We start from the raw sequence: 14620 nt of genomic DNA, 5'->3' as shown, positions 1-14620 counted from the left end.
CGCGCACAAATGCGACCCAGTTGGGTGCACGGTGGGCGGGCGCCTGGGTAATGCGCTCGGATAATGCGCCTGGGTATGGTGGAGCCATGGGCCAAAGCCGGGACCTGCTGACGCCCGAACAGCGCAGCCGCAACATGTCCAGGATCCGGGGCAAGGACACCAAACCGGAGCTGCTGGTCCGGAGCCTCCTGCATTCCAAGGGGTACCGTTACCGGCTCCACGGACAGGCTGGCGCGGGAAAGCTGCCGGGTCGTCCGGACCTGGTGTTCGCGGGCCGCCGCAAAGTGATTTTCGTGAATGGGTGCTTCTGGCATTTCCACGATTGCAAGGTGGGCCTTCATGCCCCGGCAGCGAACGCTGAGTTTTGGGAGGCCAAGCGGACCCGCACCCGCGAGCGCGACTCGCAGCAACGGGCGCAGTTGCATGCCGCCGGCTGGGCAGTCCTGACAGTGTGGGAATGCGAACTCAAGAACCGGTCAGTGCTTGAGGAGAGACTGACGGACTTCCTTGAGGAGGGTTACGGGGCCGAGGACGCCGAGCCGCTCTGATCCGATTGGGCGTGGGAAGACTGTTCCCAGAGCGCGAAGGCGGACGTGCCACCAATTCCCAGCAGCACGGTCATGCAAAAGACGATGATGACCATCAGTCCCGGCGAAGGCCGAACACTGCTTTCCATGCTGCTTTCCTTCCCTGAATCCATGCCCCGAATCCCCCTGGTCCGCGATCACTCGACTGGTGATTGTCACTTTCCGGCAGTCCCCTCAAGACTTCCTCTGGGTCCGCTCAAGATTGGATCAAGCTTTGATTTTGCGGCACTTGCGTTGTTCCGGCGGTCCTACTGTTGAATCGTGAATCCATTGTCTGGAGGCGGGAGGAGTTTGGTGTCCGAGTACGACGAATGCACAGACTCGTTGGTGGACCACACCGTCCTCACCGAACTCCAAGCCGAGCTGGGCGGGGACCACTCCCTGGTGAGCACCTTTGTCCGCAACTACGTGGCAATGCTGCCCTGGAGGGTAGCCCGGCTCCACCATGCCCTGGACAACCTGGACCTGGAAGACGCCATGGACGCGGTACTGAGCCTGAAGACGTCCAGCGAGATGGTGGGAGCCGTCTGCCTGCGAAGGCTGGCCCTGGAACTCGAAATCAGCATGAAGCTGCTGCCCGACGGCGACCATCTGGGACAATTGAACCCCTTGGTGGACGAGATTGACGCCTTCGTTTTTGGCACGATCTGCCAGCTTGAATCGCCACTTTCCTAAAAAAATTCACGTTAGTGAAGAAGAAATCATTGACTGGCTAAAAATCTTCACTATAGTTGTGTGAGTTAGCTCACCAACGAAGGATGCGGCAATGACCACCGAGACTCCTGCTCCACCGGCCACCAGCGAGTTGCTGGCGACTGTAGGGAACAAGGTGCGCACCATGCGCAAGGCAAAGGGCATGACCCTCGCCCAACTCTCGGACATCACCGGCCTCAGCCAAGCAATCGTCAGCCAAATCGAACGCGGCATGGCGAACCCATCCTTCACCACCCTGGCCCAACTGGCACATGGACTGGACATCCCCGTAGGGAGGTTCTTCATTGGCCAGGACGAATCCCGGTCCCCCGTGGTCCGCAGGTCCGATCGACGCAACTTGAAAAACGTCACCCGGGAATCCGTGGGCGAGGCAGTCCATGAACTGCTCACCCCCAACCGGGACGGAAGCATCGAAGCGCAATGGATCAGTACGCCCCCAGGGCACGACACCAGCGCAACACCTTTTACCCACAGCGGTGAAGAGTTCTGCTACATCATCTCCGGCCGTAAGGACGTCTACTTGGACGGCGTCTGCTACAGCCTTGAAGAGGGCGACTCGATCACCTACTCCTCCGAAATCCCCCACTGGTACAAGAACAGCTACGAAGAGGTATGCGTAGCCATCTGGGTCAACGCACCACACGCGTGGTAACGCCGCCGCTCCCGAGCGGCCCGAGCGTTTTCCCTTAACTGTCCGGACACGATCCCGTGGCCGCTGACACTCCTTGCCACTTTCGCATCAGGCGCCTCCTTCAACGGGCGTTCCTGCGTCATACCCTTTCACGCCCTCCCGGGCGTCAGCGAAAGGAAACTTCCATGCTCGACATCCAAACGGACAACGCCGTCCCCTCACCAAAACCAAGCACCGCCACCCCCGCCAAGAACGCGAAGTTCTCCCCCGAAGTCCGTAAGGGCCTCCTGGGCCTGGGCCTGGGAAACGCCCTTGAATGGTACGACTGGATGGTCTTCGGCCTCCTGTCCGCCTTCATCGGACCCAACTTCTTCCCGAACACCGATCCGCTTTCCGCTACTTTGAACGCTTTGGCCGTGTTCGCGGTGGGATTCGCGTTCCGGCCGCTCGGCGGCATCCTGCTGGGAACCTTGGCGGACCGCATTGGCCGGCGCCGGGTGATGCTCCTGTCCATCATGCTCATGGCTGGAACAACCCTGGTCATCGCGATCACTCCGAGCTACGCCACCATCGGCGCCTGGGCCGGCATCATCCTGTTGGCCTGCCGCGTCCTGCAGGGCATCTCCACCGGCATCGAGGCTCCACTCTCCACCTCCCATGCCGTGGAACTGGCACCCGAAGGCCGTGAAGGCTACGTGGCCGGCATCATGTCCTTCTACGTCAACATCGGCATCCTCATGGCTTCCCTGGTCAGCTTCCTTTGCAGCCTGCTGATCGGCGGAGCGGCCATGGGCGAATGGGGCTGGCGAGTGCCCTTCATCATCGGTGCCTTGTTCGGTTTCGTGGTCCTCTACCTGCGCCGTTCCCTCCCGGAAACCCTCAAGCAAGAGGAAATGGCCACCAATACCCCGCGGGCCGTCTGGAAGGGCGTTGGCAAACACTGGCTCTCCGTCCTGGCCATCATCTTCGTGGTGGGCGCCGCGCAGGCCTACAACTACGCCTGGAACGTCGGCCTCCCCAGCGCAGCACGCAGCGGCTTCAAGGAAGACCCCACTGCCGTGTTCGCCCTCACCACCGTCCTGGGCGCCATCCTGGTTGTCGGATCCTGGGTCATCGGAAAGCTTGCCGACGGCAAGGCGATGTCCAAGTGGTTCCTCGTGACCCGCATCCTGGCCATTCCGTCCGTGTTCCTGATGCTGCTCTACGTCCAGCCGGGCATCGGCGGCTTCGCAGCAGTCCTCCTGGGCGGCTCGATTGTCCTGGTGCTCAACATGACCCTCTACAACGTGGTCAGCTCCTCCCTGATGCCCAAGAACATCCGCGGCGCAGGCGTCGCGCTCGGTTACGGCATCGGCGTGGCAGTCTTCGGCGGCACCGCTTCCTATCTTCTGGTGTGGTTCCAATCCCTGAACCTCACCTGGATCTTCCCGGTCTACGTGGCCGTCCTGTCCATCCTCAGCATCGTTTTCTACCTCGCCGCACGCCGTTCCAACGGCATCTTCGTCGGCAAGTAAGGACCTCACCATGAACTCCCTCGAACTCAGCACCACGACGGCGGACCTCACCGCCCCGGTCATCTCCCGTTCCGATGTACTCGTCGTCGGTGGCGGCCCCGCCGGTGTGGCAGCCGCCGTCACGGCAGCCCGATCCGGCGCGAAAGTCACCCTCCTGGAGCGCTACTCGTCCCTGGGCGGCCTCGCTTCCGGTGGCATGGTCCTGGTGCTCGATGACATGATCAACGGCCAGGAAATCACCGTCACCGGCATTGTCTCCGAGTACGTCGAACGCCTGCAGAAGCTCGGCCTCGCCATCGTCCCGCCTGCCGATGACCGTAAGACCTCCGAGGAACTGTGGAACAAGTGGGGCCGCTACGGCACCTTCGACTTCCACTCGCACACCAACCCGAAGCCCATCTGCTACGCGGCAGCCTTCGATCCCGACGGCTGGAAGCGGGTCTCCAACGACCTGGTCCGCGAAGCCGGCGTGGACCTTCGCCTGCACTCCTGGTTCTCCCGTCCCATCGTGGACAACGGGGTCATCAAGGGCGTCATCTGCGAAACGAAGTCCGGACCCCAGGCCTTCACGGCAGACGTCGTCATCGACACCACCGGCGACATCGACGTTGCTTCACGTGCCGGCGCCAGCTACGCCAAGGACAACTACCTCACCACGCTCGTCTTCCGGCTGGGCAACGTGGACACCAACGCGGCAGAAACCTTCGAACAGGCCAACCCCAAGGAAGCCCGCGCCATCAACCGCAAGATCAAGCGCCTCCTCGGCGGTGCCTGGGAACTGTGGTGGCTCAAGACCCCCATCGACGGCGTGGTGTGGTGCAACGCCCCGCACATGACCGGCTTCGACGGCGTGGACCCGGCAGACATGACCGCCGCAGAATTCGCCGCCCGGGACAGGATCTCCGAGGCTGTGGAGTACGTCCGCGCCAACCTGCCCGGCTTCGAAAACTGCTACATGCTGGACGTCGCCTCCCAGATGGGCGTCCGCCAGACCCGCCTGCTTGAGGGCGAATACGTCATGACCAAGGACGACGTCACCCAGCGCCGCCACTTCGAAGACACCGTGGCCCGCGGCCGCGACTATTACTACCCGTACCGCTCGCTGCTGCCCAAGGAAGTGGACCAGCTCCTGGTGGCCGGTCGCCACTACTCCGCCACCCCCGAAGCCCAGAAAATGTCCCGCGAAATCCCGCCCTGCATGGCCATGGGCCAGGCCGTCGGCGTCGCAGCAGCCCTCGCCGTCGAGAACAACCTCCTGGTCCGCGATGTCGCGGCAGCGGACATCCAGCTGGGCATGCGCCGGCACGGCGCCGACCCGGGCGACGTCCCGTCGTCGAACGCCACCATCGACTCCGACGCAGTGGTGCCGGCATGAGCACCATGACAGTTGAGCAAGCCGAAACCGCTGAACAGACTGAAAGCACGACGGCGGCCCGCGCCGCGGCGGCACCGGCACCCGTGCCGCTCCCCCTGGACGGCATCAAGATCGTGGACTTCACGCAAGTGTTCATGGGACCGTCGGCCACCCAGCTGCTGGGTGATTACGGCGCAGACATCATCAAGGTCGAACGCCCCGGCGCCGGTGACATCTCGCGCAATTCCTTCCCGGACCAGGACGGCCAGGACAACCCCATCTTCCTGTCCATCAACCGGAACAAGCGCAGCGTCTCGGTGGACACCCGCACCGACGAAGGCCGCGAGGTGCTCCACCGGCTCATGGCCGACGCGGACGTGGTGGTCAGCAACTTCCGTTCAGGTGTCATGGAGCGGATGGGCTTTGGCTACGAGGACCTCAAGGCGAAGAACCCGGGCATTATCTGGGCTTCGGGCACAGGCTTCGGGCCCGAAGGTCCTTACTCGCACAAGGGCGGACAGGACGCGATCGCACAGGCCTACTCGGGCGTGATGTGGCGCCGCGAGTCCGATGACACCAAACCGGCGATCTATCCCACCACCCTGTGCGACTACATCACAGGCATGCACCTCATGCAGGGCATCCTGCTGGCGCTGCGCACCCGCGAAGCCACCGGCACAGGCCAAAAAGTGGAAGTGACCATGTACGACTCCATGCTGCACCTGCAAATGCAGGAAGCGTGCATGCAGCTCAACCGCGGTTACGAGGTCAACTGGGGTGCCATGCCGCTGAGTGGAGTCTTCGAGACCACCGACGGTGCCGTGTGCATGGTGGGCGGCTTCACCCCCGATCCCCTGGCCCGCATCTCCGAGGCCCTGGAACTCGACGAGGACCTCACCGAACGGCCCGGCTTCGCCACGCTGGAGCAGCAGTTCAAGAACAAGCCCGCGCTGCAGGCCATCTTCCGTGAGCACTTTGCCACGAACACCACGGAATACTGGACCGCAAAGCTTGAAGATCAAGGACTGCTCAATGCGCCCGTACACACCTTGGAGCAGGCCCTTGCCGATGCCCAGACCGAGGCCAACGGCATGATCGTCGAGGCCGAACACCCCTCCGTGGGAACCGTGCGCATGCTCAACGCACCCATCCGGCTTTCGGCCACTCCCCCGTCCATCCGCCGCACGGCCCCGCGCTTGGGCGAGCACAACGTGGAGGTCCTGTTGGAGAACGGCTTCGACGCAGCGACCATCGAGCGGTTGCAGCAGTTGGGAGTCCTCCGATGAGCGTTGTCGCTGAAGAGCGAGTGGACACGGTCACGCTGACCATCGAGGACGGCGTCGCGACGGTCACCATCGACCGGCAACATGTCCTCAACGCCGTGGACGGGACCACCCATGCCCGGCTCAACGAGATCTGGGACCAGGTGGAGGCAGATCCCTCCGTACGGGCCGTGGTGGTGACCGGCGCCGGCACCCGCGCCTTCTGCGTTGGTGCCGATATGTCGGCCGACGCCGTGGACAAAACCGGCCTGGAATACTGGGCCGGCCTGGATCCCAACGGCTTCGGCGGACTGAGCCTCCGCACCACCCTCGATGTCCCCGTCATTGCCCGTGTCAACGGCTACGCCCTGGGTGGCGGCATGGAAATCGTCCTCGGCGCGGACATCGTGGTGGCCGCCTCCAGCGCGAAGTTCGGCTTGACCGAGCCTCGCGTCGGGCGGTTGGCGCTCGACGGCGGCATCCACCAGTTGGTCAGGCGGGTCCCGTACACGCAGGCCATGGGGATGTTGTTGACCGGCCGCAAAGCCGATGCCGCAGAAATGCAGTCCATGGGCCTGGTCAACGAGGTAGTCCCAGCAGAGGAACTCGACGCCGCCGTGCAGCGCTGGGTAGACCAGATCGTGGCATGCGCCCCCACCTCCGTCCGGGCCGTCAAACAGATGGTGACCCAGACATCGCATCTGACTGCCAAGGAAGCCCGCGGACTCCGCCTGCCCGCCCTTATGGCAGCCCTGGACAGCGAAGACTCAGCCGAGGGGGTCAGGGCGTTCCAGGAAAAGCGCCCTCCGGTGTGGCCCGGGCGCTGACGCACCCTCCCATCACCCACAAACCCCGTCCCGCACTGAAAGGAACCAACCATGCCGCAGTCCCCTGCGCCCAAAAACAGCCTACGGACCAGTCTTCCGGGCGGGGTTTGGGGCGTCGTCGCCACCCCCTTCCAAGGCAGCACCCTCGACGTGGACCTGGACAGCCTGGCCGAACTCGTGGAGCACTACCAGGCCATCGGAGCTACCGGGCTCACCGTGCTCGGGGTCTTCGGCGAAGCAGCCGCGCTGACCCCGGAAGAACGCCGCGACGTCCTGGAAACCGTGGTCGAAAGCACCACGCTTCCCTTGGTGGTGGGCGTGACCGCGCTCGCCACCAGGCCTGCCATCGAGGAAGTCCTCGCCGCCCAGGACGCCGCCGGCAACCGCCTCGCGGCCGTCATGGTCCAGGCCAACTCGGCACGCCCGGAAACCGTCATTGCCCACCTGGACGCCATCCACCGGGCGTCCGGCGTCCAGGTTGTCCTGCAGGACTACCCGCTGGCCAGCGGGGTCAGCATCTCCACCGCGGCGTTGGCCACGGTGGTCAACGCCTGCAGTTACGTCGTCGCCGTCAAAGCCGAGGCCCCGCCCACCAGCGTCGCCATCGCGGACCTGAGTGACGCCGTCGAGGTTTCCATTTTTGGCGGACTTGGCGGGCAAGGGCTCCTGGACGAACTCATGGCCGGCGCCGCAGGTGCCATGACCGGCTTCTCCTACCCCGAGGCGCTCATCGCGTGTGTCCGGGCATGGCAAGCGGACGGCTACGAGGCCGCCCGGCGCGAACTGCTGCCCTACCTGCCGCTGATCAACTTCGAGCAGCAAGCCAAGGTGGCATTGGCCATCCGCAAGGAATGCTTCCGCGAGCGCGGACTCATCAAGGACTCCGGTGTCCGCGCTCCAGCGGCCGGATTCCCCGAAGTGCTCCGCTCCTCCATGCACGTGCATCTGGAGGAAGCCGCTGCCGCGCTGGGCTCCCGTGCAACTGTGGGGAGTATCTGATGGACCTCGGCATCGCAGGAAAGACCGCGCTGGTCGCCGCGTCCACCGGCGGGCTTGGCTTGGCCGTCGCGCGTGCGCTGGCGGCCGAGGGGGTCCGTGTGGCAGTGGTTGGCCGTCGGCGGGACCGGGCAAAGGAGATCGTTGCCGAACTGCAGGCCGCCTACGGCACGGGAGTCCTGGGCAGCGCAGGCTTCGACGCTGTTGCCATCGAGGCGGACCTCGGCACGGAGGAAGGCATCGCGTCGGCCGTGGACCAGACCGTGGCGAACCTTGGACCGATCGACATCCTGGTGCTCAACGGCCCCGGTCCCAAGCCCGGCGCGGCCGCCACGCTCAGCTCCGAGGAGATGGCCGCGGCCTTCGATCTGCTGGTCAAACCGCACCACGCCCTGGTCTCGCGGGTCCTGCCCGGGATGCGGGAGCGCCGTTGGGGTCGCATCCTCGCGATCGGTTCCAGTGGAGTCACCGCTCCGCTTCCCAACCTCGCGGTCTCCAACACGGGACGGGCCGCCTTGGCCGGCTACCTCAAGACCCTGTCAGCCGAGGTGGCTTTGGACGAAGTCACCGTCAACTTGCTCCTGCCCGGCCGGATCGCCACGGACCGCGTCACCCAACTTGACCAGGCCGCCGCGAAACGCCGGGGCACCACGCTCGAGGACATCCAACTCGAGTCCCGGAAAACCATCCCGGCCCGCCGTTATGGAGAACCCGCCGAGTTCGGTGCCGCGGCCGCCTTCCTGTGCAGCGCACCGGCGTCGTACATCACCGGCGTGGCACTCCGGTGCGACGGCGGCCTGATCCGCAGCCTCTGAACCCCCACACTTTAAGGACTTGCCATGACTTCAACAGCGTTCGAAACCACCCTGACAGCTGAGGCAACCACCACTGCCCAGAACCTCATCAACGGGCAATGGCTCGGCGAAGGCACCACGGAACGGATGAACCCGGCATGCCCCGGCGAACTCGCGGCCCTCTCCCCGAGCGGCACGGCCGAGGACGTGGACGCCGCCATCACCGCCGCAACCGCTGCACAGCCCACGTGGGCGGCACTGCCCGCACCCTCGCGTGGCGCCATCCTGATCGCCGCCGGAAACCTGCTGATCGAGCGGCAAGCCGCCATTGCCGAAGACCTCGTCCGGGAAGAGGGCAAGACCCTCGCCGAAGCCAAAGGTGAGGTCAAGCGGGCGTCGGACGTCCTGCGCTACTTCGGCTCTCTGGGCTGGGCCGCCACCGGCGAAGTGCTGCCGAGCGGACTTCCGGACACCACCATCACCACACGCCGCGAAGCTCTGGGAGTAGTCGGCCTGATCACGCCCTGGAACTTCCCCATCGCCATCCCGGCGTGGAAGACCGCCCCCGCCCTGATCAGCGGCAACACCGTGGTGATCAAGCCCGCCGAGCTCACCCCGTTGTCCGCGACGCATCTGGCCCGGGCGCTGCAGGACGCCGGGCTCCCGGATGGCGTGTTCAACGTGGTCCACGGCAAGGGCCGCGTGGTGGGCGATGCCCTGGCCCGCGATCCCCGCATCGCCGGGCTTTCCTTCACCGGCTCCACCAACGTTGGCCTCGCGCTGCAGGAAATCCTCAACGCCCGCCGAGCCCGCGTGCAGCTGGAGATGGGCGGCAAGAACGGCGTCCTGGTGCTGGACGACGCCGATCCCCGCAAGGCGGCCCAAGTGGTCGCGGCAGGTGCCTTCGGACTCACCGGCCAGGCCTGCACGGCGACGTCCCGCGTCTACGTGACGCCAGGCATCCGTGCCGCGTTCCTCGATGCGCTGGTCGCGGAGGCCGCGGCGTACAGCACCGGCGATGGGCTCGCGGACGGAACCCGGATGGGCGCTGTGGTGAGCCGGCAGCAATTCGAGCAGGACCAGGCAGCGGTGCGTACCGCCGTCGAACGCGGCGCGACGCTGCTGCACGGAGAGTACGACGGCGACCCCTCCGGTGCGTTGTTCTTCCCGGCCGCGGTCCTCACCGACTTGCCCTTCGACGATGCCGCAGCGACGGAGGAAATCTTCGGCCCGGTGGTGGCGGTGCTGGAAGTCCCCGACTACGAAGCCGGGTTGGCTGCCATCAACGACTCCCGCTACGGACTGACCGCAGGTATCTGCACCGATTCCCTGGCATTGGCCACAGACTTCGCTGCCCGGGCGCAGGCCGGTGTGGTCAAGGTCAACCGGCCAACGGCGGGCCTGGACCTCAACGTACCGTTCGGCGGTGTCAAGGACTCCTCCACCAACACGTTCCGCGAACAAGGACGGTCCGCGCTGGAGTTCTTCACGTGGGGCAAGACCGTCTACACGGGCGTGTAGCAGGCCATGAGTTATGTGATCGCGCAGCCCTGCGTGGATGTGAAAGACAAGGCCTGCATCAACGAGTGCCCTGTGGACTGCATCTACGAGGGCGCGCGTTCCCTCTATATCCACCCGTCCGAATGCGTGGATTGTGGTGCCTGCGATCCCGTGTGCCCGGTTGAAGCGATCTACTTCTCCGAGGACGTCCCGGATGAGTGGGCTGACTATGTGAGGGCCAACGCGGAGTTCTTCGACGACGGTCCGGGTTTAAGCCGGCCGGACACAGACCACCCCGTGATCTCCGCAGAACCCTTCCGCCTACCCGTCCCCCAACCCAACTAGGTCGCATTAGTGCGCGTTTTCGGCCCTCAAAACGCGCACAACTGCGACCCAGTTGGGGTTAGTTGTTCGAGGCGGGCGCAAGGCGGTAGCCCACGCCGCGGACTGTTTCCAGCCAGCGGGGGCTCTGGATACTGTCGCCCAACTTCTTGCGCAGATTACCCATGTGCACTTCCACGGCACGCTCGTCCGCGTCACTGACGTACGAGCCGACGTCGTAGGGCTCGTTCCGCAGGCGACGGGCGAGGTCCGCCTTGGTCCGCACGATCCGCCCGGTTTCCAGCAGCGCAACCAGGAGGTCGAATTCCGTGCGGGTCAGCTTCAACTCCGTGCCGTTCAAGACGGCGGTACGGGAGCCCGCGGAAACGGCCAGTCCGTTGTGGCTCACCTCTGGATCCGTCTCTTCCGCGGCGGCCTTGGAGTCCGACGACGACCGCGGCCTGCGCATCATGGCCTCCACCCGGGCGCGCAGCTCGCGAGGCCGGAAGGGTTTGGTGAGGTAATCGTCGCCACCGGCTTCGAGGCCCATGAGGGTATCGAGCTCCTCGGCCCGGGCCGTCAGCATAATGATGTACGCATCCGAGGTTTTCCGGATCTGCCGTGCAACCTCGAACCCATCGATGTCCGGAAGGCCAAGATCAAGGGTAATAACGTCAGGGTTGAGTTCCCGGGCAGAGGAGACACCGGCCGATCCCGTGGAGGCAACGTGGACATCAAACCCGGCCTGCGAAAGAACCACACGGACCAATTCGCGTATATCCTGGTCGTCCTCAATAACCAGCCCCACACGTACTTCACTCATCGCTGCCCCTCAGCCCCCTTAGATAACCCTTCGAAGTATAACCATTATGGTTAGGCTGATCTCATGAACAGACTTTCTTCCGCCTCCCCGCGGGTTGCGCCATGACCAACCCGACCATCTGGGATTTGGGCGAAAAGAAGAATCTGCTGGTCTTTCGGCGCTCGTTCCACGAGCACACCCTGCGCATGCGCGTCGTCCTGAGCCAACTGCCACTCTCGGTATGCGTCTGCCTCTCCGCCATCCTCGTGTGGCTGTTTTTCCCGGCCACGCTTAGTAATCCGTTTTTTGTCATCTTCCTGCTGAGCCAGGCGTTCCTGCTGGCCGCCTGCGTCATTGTGCCGTGGCACAGGCTTCCGTTTCCCAGCTTCCTGGCCATTCCCGTCCTGGACATGGTATCCATCGGCTTTGGCAGGGAAGGTGGACAGGAAGCCCTGACGGGACTCAGCGTCTTGGTGGTACTTCCCGTCATCTGGCTATGCGCTTCGGGGCTGTATCCCCGGCTGGCCATCGCCATGTCCTTCCTCGGTCCCCTCGCGATCGTTTGGGCGCCGTGGTTCATCAGGGGCAGCTTCACGGAACAGGACCTCACCAAACCCCTCCTCTTCCCCATCCTGATCGTAGGCATCGGCGTGTCCGTCAGCGTCCTGACGCTCAGCATGATGCGGCAGCAAAGAGCCTTGGAGGAGAAGGATGAGGAACTCAAGGAAGCGCTGGACGCCAGCACCAAGCAGGAGCGCCTCCTGAACACCGTCATGGAAGCCCTCCCCTTGGGAGTCGTTGCCGTGGACGGGAATGGCCACGACATTCTCATGAACCGCCGCCAGCGCCAGAGCCACAGCCTCGCGACGCCGCCGGACAACCCGGATCCCAACGAGGCCGAACTGCTGGTCTTCGACACCGACCGGACCACTCCCCTGCCGGCAGACCAGCGTCCCGTCCGCAGGGCCGTTTTGGGCGAACGGTTCACCGACCAACTCGTGTGGCTGGGCAGCGGGACTGACCAGCGCGCCTTCACGGCAAGCGCCAGGCCGATGGTGGATGACGATGGAAAGTTCGCCGGCTCCGTGGTGGTGTTCAATGACGTCACCGAACTGGTCAACGCCCTGGCAGCCAAGGACGACTTCGTAGCCAACGTGTCCCACGAGTTCCGGACGCCTTTGACCTCCATCCTGGGCTACGTGGAATTGATCCTGGACGATCCCCACGGCCTCGATCCGAAGTACCGGATGCAGTTGGACATCGTCCGGCGCAACGCCGAGCGGCTCCTCACCCTCGTCTCGGACCTGCTGTCCGTGCGGTCCGGCCAGATTGCCATCCAGCCCCACACCGTGGACGTGGTGGAGCTGGTCCGCAGCAGCGTCACTTCAGCCGAGCCCCGAGCCGCGAAGGCAGGCATCCGGCTGTCCATGGACGTGCCTCCCGTCCTGGAAGCCCGGGTGGATTCCTCCCGGATGTCGCAGGTGCTGGATAACCTGGTCTCCAACGCCATCAAGTACTCCCCCGACGGCGGCGATGTGGTGGTGGCCGCCTGGGAGGACCAGGACTACGTTTTCTGCCGGGTTTCGGACACAGGCATGGGCATGACCGAGGAGGAAGCGTCAGAGGTCTTCACCAAGTTCTTCCGGGCAGGCGGAGTCCGCAACAGTGCCATCCCGGGCGTGGGGTTGGGGCTTCCCATCAGCAAAGCAATCGTGGAAGCCCACGGGGGCAGCATAGAACTGGAAAGCGAACCGGGACGCGGAACCACCTTTACGGTCAAGGTTCCTGCCTAGCCACGGCTACGCACCTTAGCGCTTGGCCGTCACCAGACCGGAATCACGACGGCGGCCAAAGAGGAAGTAGCTCACCGGACCAAAGAAGTTGATGAAGGACGCTGCACGCCACAACACCTTCTTGCCCCTGATCTGCGCTTCCGGGGTCTTGGCCAAACTGCGTTGCGCGGCGATCAGCAACGTCAGGTTCACCGCACCGCTGATCATCAGCATCACGCGTTGGCCTGTGCTCATGTCTCGCCAAGATTTCTTGCGGGCCATCATGCCTCCATCCGGGAACGTGTACTTCTCAGGCTAGTCTTCGGCTCCGCGACCCGCCACAGCCTGCCGCACTACTTCACCCCAGGACTGTTCGGCGAGGTCCTTGATGGCGGCCAGGATGTCCTGCGGCGGCAGGGAGAGGTCCAGCGGGTACTCCACAATATCGATATCCGTATTGAGGATCCGCCGCAGCTTCATCTCCCCTTGACCGGCATAAACGAGCCACGCCGTGGGAACCCGCAGGGCCGTGCAGTAGGCCAGCAGTTGGTAGTGATCGGCGTTGAGCGAGGCGCCCGCGTCACCGGCTGCCGTGTATTTGGAGTCGTAAACCACCACGGGACGTCCACCCAGGAAATGTGCGGCGTCCGGCCTGACCATCAAGCGATCGGTGTCCCGGACAGCTTCGTTGAGCAAGGCACCGTACTGCAGGCGCATCTCTCCCGGGTGCGAACTCATGGCTTGGCGCAAGGCCGTGCCCACGAAGTTCTCGAACACTTTGGCCATGTCCACCACGAAGGACGCCGTTTGCTGCTTGCCCTCTCCTGCCTCCGCGGACGCGTTGCGCAGGATCACTTCGGCCAGGCGGAGCACCGCGTGGTACCGCAGGTTCATCCTGCTGGCCTTCCACGGCGGCAGTGGCGCTCCGGACTGGAGGCGGGTGACGGCGTCGAGCTTTCCCTTGAGCTGCCGCAGGCGGCTCTGGACATCGGCGCGGACGCCGGGCACCTGCGCCATGCGCTCCAGCGCGGCGCGGAGGATCCGGTTCTCGGCGATGTCCTCGGTGAATTCGTCGTAGGAGACTTCCAACGGGACCATCATGCCGGGGCGGCGGGAGATCTGGTCCGAAATCCGGATCCGGCCCTTCACGGTCCGCAATGATTCGTCCACGGTGAGGTATCCCTGGAGGACCCCGCGGCTCAGGGCACGGTCGGCCAATTGTGCCAGAGATTCGGCGAGCGCACTCCACAGGTCCGGGTGCTCCACGGCTTCCACGGCGTGATCGCCAAAGCCTTGGTCGCCGGCGTAACTCAGCAGGAACAGGAGCCGGTTCAGGCCCAGGCGATCCTTGGGGCGCACCTCCAGCTGAATGGTGGAGGTGCGTACAGAGCCCACTTTGCCGGCCGGTTCGATCCGGTAGAGCCCCATGCCCATGGGCGAGGTCTTGGCCAGGCCGCTGGCATTGATGAACGCCGCCGACTCGGGGTCCAGTTTGTCCACCACGCCGCGGGACAGTTCGTCCATGACGATGTGCCGTGGTCCGGTC

Annotated in this window: 16 protein-coding genes; 12 read left to right on the top strand and 4 right to left on the bottom strand. The window is 64.6% G+C overall.

What is annotated here, in order from left to right; all coding sequences use genetic code 11:
• Positions 1-86 precede the first annotated feature (86 nt).
• Positions 87-548: a very short patch repair endonuclease gene (locus tag ACIQTZ_RS08990; RefSeq protein ID WP_402948980.1), complete on the top strand. Its 462-nt coding sequence runs from the start codon at positions 87-89 to the stop codon at positions 546-548.
• On the opposite strand, the gene ACIQTZ_RS08985 is transcribed toward ACIQTZ_RS08990, so the two are convergent.
• Positions 518-676, bottom strand: a complete 159-nt coding sequence (locus ACIQTZ_RS08985; RefSeq protein ID WP_400334290.1) for a hypothetical protein — start codon at positions 674-676, stop codon at positions 518-520. The genes ACIQTZ_RS08990 and ACIQTZ_RS08985 overlap by 31 nt on opposite strands.
• A 205-nt stretch (positions 677-881) precedes the next feature.
• On the opposite strand from ACIQTZ_RS08985, the gene ACIQTZ_RS08980 reads away from it, so the two are divergent.
• The 10 genes from ACIQTZ_RS08980 to fdxA all read left to right on the top strand — a co-directional run bounded on the left by ACIQTZ_RS08980 (position 882) and on the right by fdxA (position 10524).
• Positions 882-1262, top strand: a complete 381-nt coding sequence (locus ACIQTZ_RS08980) for an Hpt domain-containing protein (RefSeq protein WP_400334287.1) — start codon at positions 882-884, stop codon at positions 1260-1262.
• Positions 1263-1353: 91 nt separating this feature from the next.
• Complete coding sequence (locus ACIQTZ_RS08975; RefSeq protein WP_402948976.1) at positions 1354-1953, top strand: helix-turn-helix domain-containing protein; 600 nt, start codon at positions 1354-1356, stop codon at positions 1951-1953.
• Between the two features lie 164 nt (positions 1954-2117).
• Positions 2118-3446 carry an MFS transporter gene (locus ACIQTZ_RS08970; protein WP_402979635.1) on the top strand — a complete coding sequence of 443 codons (1329 nt, stop codon included), beginning with the start codon at positions 2118-2120 and terminating at the stop codon, positions 3444-3446.
• 10 nt (positions 3447-3456) lie between these two features.
• On the top strand, positions 3457-4821 hold the full coding sequence (locus tag ACIQTZ_RS08965; RefSeq protein WP_402979632.1) for an FAD-dependent oxidoreductase: 1365 nt from the start codon (positions 3457-3459) through the stop codon (positions 4819-4821).
• A 5-nt stretch (positions 4822-4826) separates the two neighbouring features.
• Positions 4827-6086, top strand: a complete 1260-nt coding sequence (locus ACIQTZ_RS08960) for a CaiB/BaiF CoA transferase family protein (RefSeq protein ID WP_402979720.1) — start codon at positions 4827-4829, stop codon at positions 6084-6086.
• On the top strand, positions 6083-6889 hold the full coding sequence (locus tag ACIQTZ_RS08955; RefSeq protein WP_402979629.1) for an enoyl-CoA hydratase-related protein: 807 nt from the start codon (positions 6083-6085) through the stop codon (positions 6887-6889). Before ACIQTZ_RS08960 ends, ACIQTZ_RS08955 begins: the two co-directional genes overlap by 4 nt.
• Before the next feature lie 51 nt (positions 6890-6940).
• Positions 6941-7888 carry a dihydrodipicolinate synthase family protein gene (locus ACIQTZ_RS08950; RefSeq protein WP_402979626.1) on the top strand — a complete coding sequence of 316 codons (948 nt, stop codon included), beginning with the start codon at positions 6941-6943 and terminating at the stop codon, positions 7886-7888.
• Positions 7888-8700 (top strand): SDR family oxidoreductase, encoded by an 813-nt coding sequence (locus ACIQTZ_RS08945; RefSeq protein WP_402979623.1) that lies wholly within the window; start codon positions 7888-7890, stop codon positions 8698-8700. Before ACIQTZ_RS08950 ends, ACIQTZ_RS08945 begins: the two co-directional genes overlap by 1 nt.
• Before the next feature lie 24 nt (positions 8701-8724).
• Positions 8725-10200, top strand: coding sequence for an aldehyde dehydrogenase family protein (locus ACIQTZ_RS08940; protein WP_402979620.1), 1476 nt, complete (start codon positions 8725-8727; stop codon positions 10198-10200).
• 6 nt (positions 10201-10206) lie between these two features.
• Complete coding sequence (gene fdxA / locus ACIQTZ_RS08935; RefSeq protein WP_402979617.1) at positions 10207-10524, top strand: ferredoxin; 318 nt, start codon at positions 10207-10209, stop codon at positions 10522-10524.
• 58 nt (positions 10525-10582) lie between these two features.
• Here fdxA and ACIQTZ_RS08930 read toward each other — a convergent pair whose 3' ends face one another.
• Entirely contained in the window at positions 10583-11323 is a 741-nt protein-coding gene (locus tag ACIQTZ_RS08930) for a response regulator transcription factor (protein WP_402979614.1), read from the bottom strand.
• A gap of 101 nt (positions 11324-11424) precedes the next feature.
• Here ACIQTZ_RS08930 and ACIQTZ_RS08925 point away from each other — a divergent pair, with 101 nt between their 5' ends.
• Positions 11425-13095: a sensor histidine kinase gene (locus tag ACIQTZ_RS08925; protein WP_402979611.1), complete on the top strand. Its 1671-nt coding sequence runs from the start codon at positions 11425-11427 to the stop codon at positions 13093-13095.
• Between the two features lie 15 nt (positions 13096-13110).
• Here the strand turns inward: ACIQTZ_RS08925 and ACIQTZ_RS08920 are convergent, their stop codons facing one another.
• On the bottom strand, positions 13111-13356 hold the full coding sequence (locus ACIQTZ_RS08920) for a PLDc N-terminal domain-containing protein (protein WP_402979608.1): 246 nt from the start codon (positions 13354-13356) through the stop codon (positions 13111-13113).
• A gap of 33 nt (positions 13357-13389) precedes the next feature.
• Positions 13390-14598 (bottom strand): restriction endonuclease, encoded by a 1209-nt coding sequence (locus ACIQTZ_RS08915; protein WP_402979605.1) that lies wholly within the window; start codon positions 14596-14598, stop codon positions 13390-13392.
• Positions 14599-14620: the final 22 nt, after the last annotated feature.

The organism is Paenarthrobacter sp. NPDC090520 (assembly GCF_044769205.1).
Classification (GTDB): domain Bacteria; phylum Actinomycetota; class Actinomycetes; order Actinomycetales; family Micrococcaceae; genus Arthrobacter.
This window is presented reverse-complemented; position numbering and strand designations above follow the sequence as displayed.

What these genes read in the sequence shown, in the direction of transcription:
- ACIQTZ_RS08920 (WP_402979608.1), bottom strand. Translation starts at nt 13,356, where the DNA reads ATGGCCCGCAAGAAATCTTGGCGAGACATGAGCACAGGCCAACGCGTG.
- ACIQTZ_RS08925 (WP_402979611.1), top strand. Translation starts at nt 11,425, where the DNA reads ATGACCAACCCGACCATCTGGGATTTGGGCGAAAAGAAGAATCTGCTG.
- fdxA (WP_402979617.1), top strand. Translation starts at nt 10,207, where the DNA reads ATGAGTTATGTGATCGCGCAGCCCTGCGTGGATGTGAAAGACAAGGCC.
- ACIQTZ_RS08975 (WP_402948976.1), top strand. Translation starts at nt 1,354, where the DNA reads ATGACCACCGAGACTCCTGCTCCACCGGCCACCAGCGAGTTGCTGGCG.
- ACIQTZ_RS08945 (WP_402979623.1), top strand. Translation starts at nt 7,888, where the DNA reads ATGGACCTCGGCATCGCAGGAAAGACCGCGCTGGTCGCCGCGTCCACC.
- ACIQTZ_RS08990 (WP_402948980.1), top strand. Translation starts at nt 87, where the DNA reads ATGGGCCAAAGCCGGGACCTGCTGACGCCCGAACAGCGCAGCCGCAAC.
- ACIQTZ_RS08930 (WP_402979614.1), bottom strand. Translation starts at nt 11,323, where the DNA reads ATGAGTGAAGTACGTGTGGGGCTGGTTATTGAGGACGACCAGGATATA.
- ACIQTZ_RS08960 (WP_402979720.1), top strand. Translation starts at nt 4,827, where the DNA reads ATGACAGTTGAGCAAGCCGAAACCGCTGAACAGACTGAAAGCACGACG.
- ACIQTZ_RS08970 (WP_402979635.1), top strand. Translation starts at nt 2,118, where the DNA reads ATGCTCGACATCCAAACGGACAACGCCGTCCCCTCACCAAAACCAAGC.
- ACIQTZ_RS08965 (WP_402979632.1), top strand. Translation starts at nt 3,457, where the DNA reads ATGAACTCCCTCGAACTCAGCACCACGACGGCGGACCTCACCGCCCCG.
- ACIQTZ_RS08915 (WP_402979605.1), bottom strand. Translation starts at nt 14,598, where the DNA reads ATGGACGAACTGTCCCGCGGCGTGGTGGACAAACTGGACCCCGAGTCG.
- ACIQTZ_RS08985 (WP_400334290.1), bottom strand. Translation starts at nt 676, where the DNA reads ATGGAAAGCAGTGTTCGGCCTTCGCCGGGACTGATGGTCATCATCGTC.
- ACIQTZ_RS08940 (WP_402979620.1), top strand. Translation starts at nt 8,725, where the DNA reads ATGACTTCAACAGCGTTCGAAACCACCCTGACAGCTGAGGCAACCACC.
- ACIQTZ_RS08950 (WP_402979626.1), top strand. Translation starts at nt 6,941, where the DNA reads ATGCCGCAGTCCCCTGCGCCCAAAAACAGCCTACGGACCAGTCTTCCG.
- ACIQTZ_RS08955 (WP_402979629.1), top strand. Translation starts at nt 6,083, where the DNA reads ATGAGCGTTGTCGCTGAAGAGCGAGTGGACACGGTCACGCTGACCATC.